Annotated in this window: 12 protein-coding genes; 7 read left to right on the top strand and 5 right to left on the bottom strand. The window is 41.7% G+C overall.

Features of this window, described 5'->3' with window-relative positions:
* Nucleotides 1-178 precede the first annotated feature (178 nt).
* From J8M00_RS27510 to J8M00_RS27520, 3 genes are read left to right on the top strand one after another with little or no spacing between them, the layout of a single operon-like run.
* The gene (locus J8M00_RS27510) at nt 179-1,843 is read left to right on the top strand and encodes a protelomerase family protein (RefSeq protein ID WP_211013559.1); all 1,665 of its coding nucleotides are present in this window, start codon (nt 179-181) and stop codon (nt 1,841-1,843) included.
* 16 nt (nt 1,844-1,859) lie between these two features.
* The gene (locus J8M00_RS27515; RefSeq protein ID WP_211013560.1) at nt 1,860-2,234 is read left to right on the top strand and encodes a DUF2528 family protein; all 375 of its coding nucleotides are present in this window, start codon (nt 1,860-1,862) and stop codon (nt 2,232-2,234) included.
* Nucleotides 2,227-2,499 (top strand): hypothetical protein, encoded by a 273-nt coding sequence (locus J8M00_RS27520; protein WP_211013561.1) that lies wholly within the window; start codon nt 2,227-2,229, stop codon nt 2,497-2,499. Before J8M00_RS27515 ends, J8M00_RS27520 begins: the two co-directional genes overlap by 8 nt.
* Nucleotides 2,500-2,804: 305 nt before the next feature.
* Here J8M00_RS27520 and J8M00_RS28560 read toward each other — a convergent pair whose 3' ends face one another.
* The 3 genes from J8M00_RS28560 to J8M00_RS28565 are packed head-to-tail and all read right to left on the bottom strand — an operon-like array spanning nt 2,805 to nt 3,722.
* Nucleotides 2,805-2,933: a hypothetical protein gene (locus tag J8M00_RS28560; protein ID WP_282099847.1), complete on the bottom strand. Its 129-nt coding sequence runs from the start codon at nt 2,931-2,933 to the stop codon at nt 2,805-2,807.
* Nucleotides 2,920-3,441: a hypothetical protein gene (locus tag J8M00_RS27525; RefSeq protein ID WP_211013562.1), complete on the bottom strand. Its 522-nt coding sequence runs from the start codon at nt 3,439-3,441 to the stop codon at nt 2,920-2,922. Before J8M00_RS27525 ends, J8M00_RS28560 begins: the two co-directional genes overlap by 14 nt.
* Nucleotides 3,438-3,722, bottom strand: coding sequence for a helix-turn-helix domain-containing protein (locus J8M00_RS28565; protein WP_282099848.1), 285 nt, complete (start codon nt 3,720-3,722; stop codon nt 3,438-3,440). Before J8M00_RS28565 ends, J8M00_RS27525 begins: the two co-directional genes overlap by 4 nt.
* 201 nt (nt 3,723-3,923) lie before the next feature.
* Between J8M00_RS28565 and J8M00_RS27535 the strand changes: the two genes are divergently transcribed.
* The 4 genes from J8M00_RS27535 (at nt 3,924) to J8M00_RS27550 (ending at nt 5,573) form a co-directional block, all read left to right on the top strand.
* Entirely contained in the window at nt 3,924-4,208 is a 285-nt protein-coding gene (locus J8M00_RS27535) for a hypothetical protein (protein WP_211013563.1), read from the top strand.
* Nucleotides 4,192-4,761: a hypothetical protein gene (locus J8M00_RS27540; RefSeq protein ID WP_211013564.1), complete on the top strand. Its 570-nt coding sequence runs from the start codon at nt 4,192-4,194 to the stop codon at nt 4,759-4,761. Before J8M00_RS27535 ends, J8M00_RS27540 begins: the two co-directional genes overlap by 17 nt.
* A complete protein-coding gene (locus tag J8M00_RS27545; RefSeq protein ID WP_211013565.1) occupies nt 4,758-5,162 on the top strand; it encodes a hypothetical protein in 405 nt (134 codons plus the stop codon). The genes J8M00_RS27540 and J8M00_RS27545 overlap by 4 nt, the downstream gene beginning before the upstream one ends.
* Nucleotides 5,163-5,327: 165 nt before the next feature.
* The gene (locus J8M00_RS27550; RefSeq protein WP_211013566.1) at nt 5,328-5,573 is read left to right on the top strand and encodes a hypothetical protein; all 246 of its coding nucleotides are present in this window, start codon (nt 5,328-5,330) and stop codon (nt 5,571-5,573) included.
* A 2,666-nt stretch (nt 5,574-8,239) separates the two neighbouring features.
* Here J8M00_RS27550 and J8M00_RS27555 read toward each other — a convergent pair.
* Both J8M00_RS27555 and J8M00_RS27560 read right to left on the bottom strand, forming a co-directional pair.
* Nucleotides 8,240-10,171: a DNA primase family protein gene (locus J8M00_RS27555; RefSeq protein ID WP_211013567.1), complete on the bottom strand. Its 1,932-nt coding sequence runs from the start codon at nt 10,169-10,171 to the stop codon at nt 8,240-8,242.
* 11 nt (nt 10,172-10,182) lie between these two features.
* Entirely contained in the window at nt 10,183-10,521 is a 339-nt protein-coding gene (locus J8M00_RS27560; protein ID WP_063367305.1) for a hypothetical protein, read from the bottom strand.
* Nucleotides 10,522-11,271: the final 750 nt, after the last annotated feature.

Below are 11,271 nucleotides of genomic sequence, written 5' to 3' on the forward strand. Positions count from 1 at the left end.
GAAGTCTAGATGTACAGTTGATATATAGTTTGGTGTACAGTTATGTGCATATAGTCTAATGTACAGTTATTGAATATTTATATTGCTATTTAGTCTATGTACAGTTGTTGAAATCTCGTCTAAATAATGTACACTGTAATTATTGGTAAAATTAACCGACAAAATAAGAGGCGACAAAATGACAGATAGAAACAAAACGGATAAAACTCAATATCTAGTAAGGAGACTTGAGTCATATTTGCCAATTCGAGAAGACTCAAGAAAGGTCAGCAACCATAATGATAAACTTATGAAGGTGTTTGTTAGGGATGCCTTCGGAATGCACTCAGAACGAGTTGAAGGGCGCCAAATATGGAGTTTTAACCAAGACTCACCAGTAACTAGAGGTGATTTAAGCGCAAGCCGCGTGTCTGCTGTGCTAATCAAGTACAGAAATGCAATTAAGGCTATGGGCGCCATAAACGCTAACTTTGAGGCGAGTTTAAAAGAGGCTAGAGAGCTTCTAAAAGAGTTTGGGGCGCTAGAGGATGAATATAAAGGGCTAAAGCCTAATATCATGCTGAGCACCCTAGAGGACCGTATATCAATAATTTCTAAAAAGTACAGAAGTAACGGATCACACATCAATGCTGCAAAGATTCGCGCCGCTGTAAATGGCATAGAAATATACCACCCACTTTACTATAAAATTAAAGCACCTCTATCTTTCGCTAAATCAATAGCAAATGAAAAGAATAAGCTGGCGTTAAAAGAAAAGCACGATGTAAAAATAAGGGTTAATGTTGAGAGCCTATACAAAAAATCAATCGAGGTTTTAGAGGATAGCTCTAACCGCGATTGGGTAGATATGACAATCGCATTATGCGCATTAACAGGCCGAAGACCTACAGAAATAATGAAAACTGCACGCTTTGTAAAATCGGAAAACAGAGATGATTACGTTGTGTTTAATGGAATCTTAAAAGCTAGGGATAGAAAGTTAGGTGATGACTTTGGAAACTGGGAAATTCCTGTTTTTGCCAAGCCTGAGTTAATTGTCAAATCACTACGCACTATGCGCATGAAGTTAAACAAGCATGAGAAGGTCCAGCACGAAAGCGGGGCCAAAGGTGGTTACTGGGGCGGCGGTTACGTGAAGTTCATTTCCCGCACTGGTAAAGAGGTTGAGGCGAGCATATTTGATAAGCGCTACAAAGACAGCACAGAGCACAACGAAGCCATAAACCAGCAATACAACGGAACGCTTAACGAGCGAATCAGAAAGTGGCTTGAAACTGGTGATTTTGATGTTCATTCACTGCGCGCAATTTACACCAAGGCTGTTTACGAACGCGAAAAAGACACTAGCCCGGAGTCTTATGAGTCTATGACTACCCGAGTCTTATGCTATTCAACGGACACAATATCTGGTGCTGTAAAGCACTACGCAGCACTAGAAATTGATAACACTGTAAAAGGCGTTGAGGTTTTCAAGGGTGAGCAAAAGCAAGACTTAATGAAGCCTGACAGTGAAAGCCTAAAGCAAAAGCTAACAAGCTTTGATGCTGTGATTGCACAAAAAGGCGTAAAGGCCAAAAAGCTACCCGACATACACGAATGGGCTAAAGCTCGATGCGAGAATGGCATGATAGCCGATGACTTAACAGCTAGCTTTATTCGCAAGAACTGCAAAGTAAAAGGCAAAGCTGTTAACGCAGATACGGCCGGGCTTTACCTTGTGCTGGTGGACATGGTAGACGAACTGGAAACCCAGACAATGAAATACTTTAAGGACCCTAACGGAGTTTGGCTTGTTGAGTCAAAGAAAACAGGCCAGCAAAAACAACTAATTGAACATAGTTAAAAAGGAATAAATACACATGCGTAAATTAAAGCTAAAACACAGTTCTTGGGATTTTGACTTAGAAATGGTGATCACCGTTCTTGATGAGGAAAAGTTCCAAAAAGAGTGCAAGGAAATTAACCAATTTTGGGGTGGTGATGATTATAGATTTAATCACCACGGTTCACATGAAAATGCAGGCCTAGCCTTATTTGCAGCCGAAAGTTTCCAGCAAATGGCATTCAATAATTTCAAAGATAAAAAATGGCTTAAAGATCAGTTTGACTGGAGTAAAGATAACGGGGTTGAAGGGTTTCCATCCTTTGATAATTTTGGCATTGAAGTTAATTCTATTGATACATGGTTCATTGAATCTGATGAGATCAAGATTGTGGAGCTAAGCAATGATTAATACATTTGAATACCAGTTATTAGCTGGCGCCGCCATGGGCCTAACAGAAGAGCAGGCGGAAAACCTTATTGACCAAGGGGCAGATTTTGACGATGAACTTATAAAGGCTTTAGGTATTGATTTTGAGCAATTCGTAAATGTATCACAGGCGCTTTTAAAGCTAACACCAGCAGTAGAAGGGGCAGACAACAACAAACTTTATAACGCTTTCGTCAGACCATTAGAAAGCGGTGGTTACTTAGCTTTAATACAAAAAGAGATTTAATTTCGCACCTGGTTAACCCGTAAAATTTTTTACGGGTCCTCTCCGGGAGTAAAATCCCGTTGGGGCCAAGACTCGCGGCCTTTACGAAATTACGCCCTTTTTTTTGAGGTCCTTACTTCCTTTCTGAAATAGCAAGATCCACTCCAAAACGCTTTGCTGGTGGCCTTTTATAAATCCAACAGAAAGGACATAAAGCATAGCACCGGTACTCAACAATCTATTCAACAAGTCCTTTCTTATAGCTCCCTGCAGGGAGCAAAAAAAAAGGCCTCTTAGGGCCTTTTCTTATCTTAATACAGCTTAAGTTACGGGTTCTTAATCTTTAGCTTTAACAACTCAATAGGCAGTATCCTAGCCTGTTGCTGAGGTAAATCGGGGCTTCCCGTTCCTGTACCACCAAAAACTTTATTCAAATATTTTTTACTTAATTCCATTGGTTTTCCCTTCAACATCTGATGTGAACCTAAGCGCAAACGCTACACAGGCCATAGAAGCCAGTACATGCAATGACGTTTGAACAAGGTCTCTAACGTAGAGCTTGAAATAAGCGTTGCTTATCCAATCGATATAATACAAATAAACCTCTACCAATGTTATAAAATTTATCAATGTTGATAAGATAAAAAGCCCTGTTAAAGCAGCCTCTTGTAAAGAGTATCTATGTTCATCAAAAGCCTTTGCAAAAAAATCGAACCTCTGGAGTTTGTAACACCAATATCGACGGCCAATGACAAATGTTAGAAATAAGCCGTTCATGAACATGCACCAAGCATAATAGCCAATAGGCATATTCATAGCCCATTCAATAGTTAAAAGCCCTAAGACCTCTACAGCTAAAAATATGGATATTAAAAGCCTTGCATTGATATTGTCCCAAGATATAAAAAGTGAAATCAACAAAGCCGCTGGCAATAGGATATTAAAATAATCAAAAAAACTCATTCCGGGACCTCTTCCGTATCATCCTTTTTCTTACCCCTTAAGCTATCAAAATATGATGCAGGGTCTTTACTGCTAAGCAATAAAATATCAATAAACTTACTCAATGGTATGTCGCTCTTGCCGCTTTCCCAATTAGAAATAGTCGATTGGTCAACGTCTGAAACCATTTTCCGCGCTAGCTCATGCTGGGAGAGCTTTAACTCTCGCCTTATTAATCTTATGCTGCGCTGAGCTTCCGTTTTAAAGTTGAAAGCTCTCCTTTTTCGCTCTGATGTCCTCATTAGTTCCTTTCCAAAAAAATATAAGGCTCCCTTTAAATGCCCCTCTAAGAGCTGGTCATTTTATGGAGATTGTCATAACAACCCATGTAAACATTAACACCATGATAACAAAAAACGATCTGTTTTCAATATAAATCTATTAATTTATCAAACATAACCCTTTGTTATTAAAGGGGGTTTTGTCATGGAGAAAGTAAGCACATGCAACAAAATACAAACTACCAATTTCCCTATCCTACCCAGTTATTTAACGCTAATTGCATACACGCAAACATGAGGTCTATTTCAGACAGCATTTCCTTTCTAAGCCGCGCAGTAAGAGGGCTTGAGCAGGGGGACATGGACGTACAATCATCTCGTGACGGTTTAGGGGACATTTTAGAAATTATTAGTGAGTCGGCCAGTTACACGGCCCAGAACTACACCCAAGAAAATCAAGTTGAAACGCCGGAGCTGGTGGGGGTCGAAAATGCTAAACACGCTTGAAATTGAAAAGCCCCTAAGTGTTGCCGGGCTAATGTTCCCAGATGATAGTTACCCAGACGATACAATGAGCACGCTATCAAACGTAATAGGGTTTTTAAGCCATGTATCAGAGTCAGAACACTTTGTTGATATTGTTGCATGCAGGGACCATCGAGAGGGGTTTTCTGCATTGCTCAATGTTAGTGAGCAATCGGCTAGGCATGCTGTAAATCAGGCTAAAAAAGTAAACGCCGAGATGCGCGACTTACAACAAAAACTGGATAACGTACGCAACGATTACAAGCCATTTGCTGAAGCCATTTGTCACCTACAAGAATACACCCAGATAATGGATCGATTGTTCAATTTTAGATACTTAGAACGCAGCCAGCTAGACCGCGATACATACTTGTTTCTTCATGAATCAAGTGCGCTTATTGAGGCTTGTAAAGTAGTTAATTTTGGACTGCCTGAACCCTTTCTAATCAAAGAGCGGGAGCGCACCTTAAAGCGCGCCAGAAAAGTTAAAAGCAAACTCTCAGTAATCAATCTAAATATGGAGAAAAAGCAGTGAGCAACAGTAAACAGCCAATCGACCGCGGCCGCTTAATGTGTGTAGTAGACACGTACCAAAGCAAAGAGCTAGACGGTAAAGGCCAGCCAAAAGTGAAAAACAAATACCTTCAAGTTGGGGAGGCCACGCTATGGAACGCGGACAACGGCGGCACATTTACAAAGGTTAAGCGCCTACTACCAGCCCCCAGTTACCCAAGTGAGGAGGTGATCTGGTGGGATAGCCAAGAACAAAACAATCAGCAGGGCCACCAGCAGGGCCACCAGCAGGGCCACCAGCAGGGCCACCAGCAGGGCCACCAGCAAGGCCACCAGCAGGGCCACCAGCAAGGCCACCAGCAAGGCCACCAGCAGGGCCACCAGCAAGGCCACCAGCAGGGATACCCGCAAAACGGATACTAGCGGCAAAGCCGCTAACAGAGTTCACCCCGCCAAATGTACAAGAGAACTAAGCACAGGCCATGCGGTGGGGTAATATGCCAGCCTTCGGGCTGGCAACCTGATCACTTTTAAAATTCCAAAGTTTTTGATCGGTGATCACTTCATTACAAGATTAGGGACCAAGCAATGAATGAACTATTTGAAGCCCAAGACAAGGTAAGCAAAAGCATCGAGGACGTGGAAACCTTAGCGGCCATTGCTGAGCTAATGAGTTGGAATGGCGTATCAGAGCAAGTAATGGTTGGTTACATGGAAATACAGAGCGCCCACGTAAAAAAGTGCAAACAAGACATTAGCGAACTGAATAAAATGGTACGCAAAGTTACGCAAAGCGGCGCGACAACAAACGACAAAGCAACGACAAATCTTTAAAAAGAGCGCCTTTGAGCGCCATTTTTGACGCCATATACGACAGTTATGGCGTTTTTTTTCGCGTCAATTTTACCAATTGTCATTTTATTGCGCGAGCACTAAAACCCTGTAAGCCTTGACCTATAAGGCTTGCAAGCATTTTAAACGCTCTTATTGGCGCCAAAAAACGCATGTTTTAACCCGGGATTATCCGGGATTATCCGGGATTATCCGGGATTGCGTGGGATTATCCGGGATTCAGTGGGATTTAACGGGACAAGCCGGGACTATACGAACCTAGTCGAAATGCGCACAAGCGGTGCGCAAAACCAGCGTGCGCAATATCAATCAATCCCTTTAATTAAAAGGCTTTCATAAAGATTATGCGCAACTAAACTGCGCACTTTAAACCGAATAATGCGCACCTTGCGCAAATGACATTGAGGGTGGTAACTGGTTGGCAGCTAAGGTGGCAACTGGTGGACAGCTATAAGGGGTAAGGGGGTCAAATTGTTCAAACAAATGCCCATGCCTAACTACCGCCATCTAGTAATATTTACACGTGCAATTAATAAGAAATCAAAATTTACCAGTTTATTAACACTCAAAACCCCAGTTTTAGCGGTTTGCAGCCTAATTAACCGTTAAATTAATACCGTTTAAAAGGGGCTTGAAAGGGGGTTGAACCACCATTTAAATAACCTATAAGCTTCGTTTAAACCGTCTTAAGCATAGTAAAATGCTGGTGGGTAAGGTTTTGATACCCGTAGGTAAAGGCATGATCCATAGTCAAAGATAACAATCAACTTATCCACATTTTCGGGGGATAAGTGCGTGGTTAACTGGGCTGAACTGACCACCCAAGGCCACCAGCAACGTGTATTAATTTAGGGTCCTTAACCCCTACGGCCTACCCCCACGGGTCATATACTCGCCCACTCAGGCAAATATCAGATGTTTTTTTTCGTATTTCCGATTCCGAAAATTCAGCTAAAGGTAAAGTCACAAGACCTGACAGATAAAAGGCTGTAGCCATTCAGCACCAATAAAAAGCCCTGAAATACCAGAAACACGAAGCGGTCGACGTACTACCGAATCAACTAAGCCGAACTGACGCAATAGCCGGTTACTGGGTCCTTTTGAATATCAATTAAAACTACGGGTTCAGAATGCGCAAAAGCTCGCTTGCTCAAATATTATTTACCTTTCAGGGTTTCCGGTTTCCTATGCATGGCTTGACTGTATACCGTGTAAACATTGGGTTTAGTGGCTCAGGTAAACCGGAAACTCACACCCCCCGGGGGTGTTTAAACTCTGCGCGAACTGAACGGACACCGCCGACCTAACCAGATTTTTACGCGACCAAGAAATGAAATGAAAAAACCCACTGCTAAATCATCTTTGATTTAGCCGGGTCCTTACGCGCTTGAACTTCATGCGATGCCAAAGCCGCGACTTTTTTACAGCTACCTCTCGAGCTTAGGGGGTTCCGGTTTCAGGGGGAGGGGCCTGTAAATCACTACAACTTTTTAGCCTAGTACCGCCGCCCCAGCACAATTTAGGCACATGCCAAAACTCAAACTTTTTTTTGGGTCCTTTCCCGGCCACCCCCCATTGAATGCGGGTAGAAAACACGCGACCTCTCACGCATTTTTTTTCCAGTAAAAAAAATGCCTTTTCCGTTTCCGCTTATATCGCACACCTAAAAACGCGGCAAGCCGCGTAATTACTGGCTTCTTAGATTTGGCCAAAGCGGTAAAAGGGGTCCCTAGAGATCAGCTGAACAACCACGGGTATCAAACTCGCGGTTAAAGCGAAATTTTCGCTAAATCATGGCGCCGCCACCACCTTTACCAGTTAGGTGGAAAGTTAATTGATTTTTAAAGGCTTTTGACTGGCGAAAACAACGCTAACAATCAAAATCACTGACAAAACCATTAAACAAGCATACAAATATACAAATATACAAATCCACCAGCAGCTAAAAAGCCCTGTAAGGCTCTGTAAGCCCATAAAACAAATTTGAGCATAAATCCTTTAGGATATTCGTTAAATCACCCTCACGGGCCGCCTAAGTCGATTTTGAGGCATTCCCTACCCGAAACGCCTGTGTTGTTTGCAAATTTATTTTTTGTTTATCAGAGCGGCATTGCAAGCGACGCGCCAGCTTTGTCTTGCTACGCGCCATTTTGAGAATTTCCCCCAGTTCGCCTCCCTGCCTTGGCTTGTGTCGCACTGCGCGGTTCCCGCTTGTTTCGGCCTTCGGCCCTAGTTCTGTGCTGGTGGTTTTACTTAGTCCAATAGTCTTATTATTTTTTGCATAGGGTTGCATAGGGTATGAATAGGTCACTGCATAGGGTCTCAGGCCAGTAAAAATGGGGAATGCATAGGGTGCATAGGGCTATTATTCATTTTTTCACGTGCGATATTTTTTTTCACATGATTTTGTTGTTTAAACTTGAACACGCAAAAAAAAAATTTCACACATAAAGTTAAAAATGGGTTTTACCCTATGCGCCCTATTCAGGCCAGTAAAAACAAGGGTTTCAGCCCTATGCATAGCCCTATTCATGCCCTATGCACGCATAGGGCTATGCAAAAACGCTAAATATTAAATAAAACACTGATATAAAAGAAATTAAGACAAAAAAAAGGGCCTATTTAGGCCCTATGCATATTGATTGGAATTAGAGGCTTTGCTGACTTTCAACTCTATATTTATTTAACTCTATTTGCTCATTGTAACTTTTAAGGTGGGGGGCTTCGCTGTTTATTTTTAGACCTACTACCCAGCTAACATTAGTTCGATCCTTTTCTTTTGTTATTCCTTTAAACTTATCCATCTTGTTAGCCAATGACATTAGTGAATTTATGAAATTGTTTAGGGCTAATGGTTTTTTAACCCCTATAAATTCACAGTAAAGGGAATAATTTGGGTAAAGCTTCTGTGCTACAGCTAAGCGCTCCCTCATTGAGTCGTTGTTAGTGTTGCTAGATTTTATTATTTGATGGTATCCACCTATTTTCTCTTTGGCATCTTGGTCAATATCAATGCTTTCCTCAAGCCATCTTAAAAGCGGATCTGTTTGCGATGTTATTTCGTATTTTTCCTCACTTTTTACAGCTTCCCTTAATACTTTCTCTGCTTGTTTTTCTGTCTCAAAAGCGCTCAATACTTTGTTAAATATTGCGGCTATTTCATCCTTGAATTTTTCTTTTAATCGCGGGTCTTTGTCTTCTTCTTTGACGATGTTGTTAAATACAATAATTACACGTCTGCGCCAGATACCAGTGCTTTGATCTGTTACGGCTAATGGTTGGTTGGCTGTGATTAATAGAACCGCTGGAGCAAATGGCAGAGTTATATTTTTAGTTCCCTTTCGTTGAATTGGGATAGGGTCGCCCCCTGTTATTTTTTTTGCATTGTTGAAGTCACCCGCCATCTTTTTCGCGTCTGGGATGGTGATTAGGTTTTTGCCTACTATGGGTTCCAAACCAAAGTTTGTTGTTGTGCATTCAAGCTCCCCCATATCTAGTGAACAACTGTTATCTTCACCCACCAGCATTTGAGCCAAACTAAGAAACACACTTTTACCAGTGCCACCCTCACCAACTACCTCTATAAACATTTGCCAGTCAAAGCGGTTTGTTGCGATCATGTAGAGCGCGGCCATGATTAGCTGTTGCTTGTCTATTGTTGCCTGAACGTCAGGCTTGGGGACTCTTTTCACTTGCCCGTTTACTTCCGCGCTTACGGTTTCCGTTTTTGAGTACATTGCCGATGAGTGGGAAAGCCAAGCATCAAAATTAGGGCATTCTGTTTTGTTTTTGTCGTAGTTGTAATCAGCAACACTGGTTAGGCCGTATTCGGGGGAGTGTTGCAGCGTTCGGCCAGTGCCAACCTCTAGAACGCAATTCGAAAAACCAATTAACCCGGCTTGTTTGGCTGGTATAGCTTGCAAGCGCTCTTTTGTCATATTCACTATGTTTCGCAGCTTCCCGCCGTTGTAGCCGTCAGAAATAAGGCCATCGAGAATGTAACTAATTCTGGGTGAAAAAGCTTCTTCTGGGACTTCTTGCCAGTACCCGGCTTGTGAGTATTGGAATAGGGCGCGTCCATAATCCAATGAGGCTACGCTATTGAGCATTCCATTACTGAATATATGATCCCTAATGTCACTATCTTTGCATTCAGAAGTAAAAAAGCCTGATTTATGGCGAGACTCTTTTTCGGCCTGTTCGCGGTTTTTCATGACCTTGTTTAATAGGCGCCTTCTGTCTGCTTTGGTTAATGATTCTAGGCTTTCAGGTATGGGTTCTGCTTCTGAAAACAAATCTACCCAAGCGCGTTTTTGCTCGTCATTGAAAGGGGTATGTGAAGACTCAGTGTCGTTTGTTTTTTGATCAGCTTGTGGACGGACTGATTCTAGAGAGATTACGGGCGTATCTGTCCCGTTGTTATTGTTATCCATATTGTTAACCTTGTTGAGAGGTTCTGTTGAATCAGGTATTGCGGAAGGCTGGTTCAACGGGCCAGCCGTATCGGGTGGGGTAATTAGTCCCGCCCTATCCGCGTTATTATTATCATGCTGATTTTGGGTATTGGTCAAGTCCGTCATGTGCCAACCCCTTATAACGCTTCAACAATGTAGTAATACATGCCGTTGGTTAGGCCGTATTCTTTTAACCTCTCAGTGCTCATTATGCCCCGGGGCTTAATAGTCAGACCATACGGGCCTAAATAGCCTTTTAACCTTACTCTCCAGTTATTGTTGTGTATGCGCATTTTTTGGTTTCTGCGCTCAATTTCAGGGTGAGCTAAGAAGTTATGGTCAAGAATGTGACGCAAAAATTTAATAGTTGTTTCATCGTTAGAGTGGAGTAGGTTTTGATGCAGTTCGTTGATAACTTCCCTGTGCTCAGGATGTAAAGTTACTTCTTCTTTTAATTTTTGAATGGCTAATTCCATTGCTTTTCCTTAATCATATTATTGCCAAGGTAAGCGACAGGTATTAGCAAGATGGATGCGTTGCCTTTAAGGGTAAATAAGCCTTTAAGGTTTATATTTTATACCCTTGAGAACAAGAAATAACTGGATTTTTTATACACTTTAAGCGTAAAATAATCCAAGGAAATTGCTGTTGGTAGCAGCACTTCCTATTCTTGTAATGCCTGTGCTTACGCATGACAAGGTTTAAGATTATCCAGCCGGAGTTCGCCAAAACAACGGGCTGGATAATCGTCTTCCCCTTAACTCCCCTGTATAAAATCCAGAGAACCCAAGCGGTAACAAGCTCATGCGAAGCTTTAATAGCCATTTTATATTCTAGAACCCTTTGCGCAAAGCTTTTTTTTGGTTTTACTCAATAAAAAAAAATAACTGTACAAGCTAAAATCACACAAGCATTACTTTAAACCACCCCATAAGACAAATAAACGCCAGTATACAACCCTGAATACAAAGACAAACCACCATTAAAAAACATTCCATTATATTCAATCACAAACAAGTTTGTTTTGTGTATCACAAATTGTGATGAAACAATTTTCAACCACCCCAAAAAACACTAACTGTACAAAAGACTAACATCAAACAGATTGCCACCAGCCAAACCCTAACAACTGTACATCAAACTAAATAACACAACTGTACATTTCATTTAGTCTATAAACCAACAACTGTACACTAGACTATATAATAAATGTACTATTAGACTTC

Origin of the sequence: Pseudoalteromonas luteoviolacea (assembly GCF_018100925.1) — a bacterium.
Taxonomy (GTDB): domain Bacteria; phylum Pseudomonadota; class Gammaproteobacteria; order Enterobacterales; family Alteromonadaceae; genus Pseudoalteromonas; species Pseudoalteromonas obscura.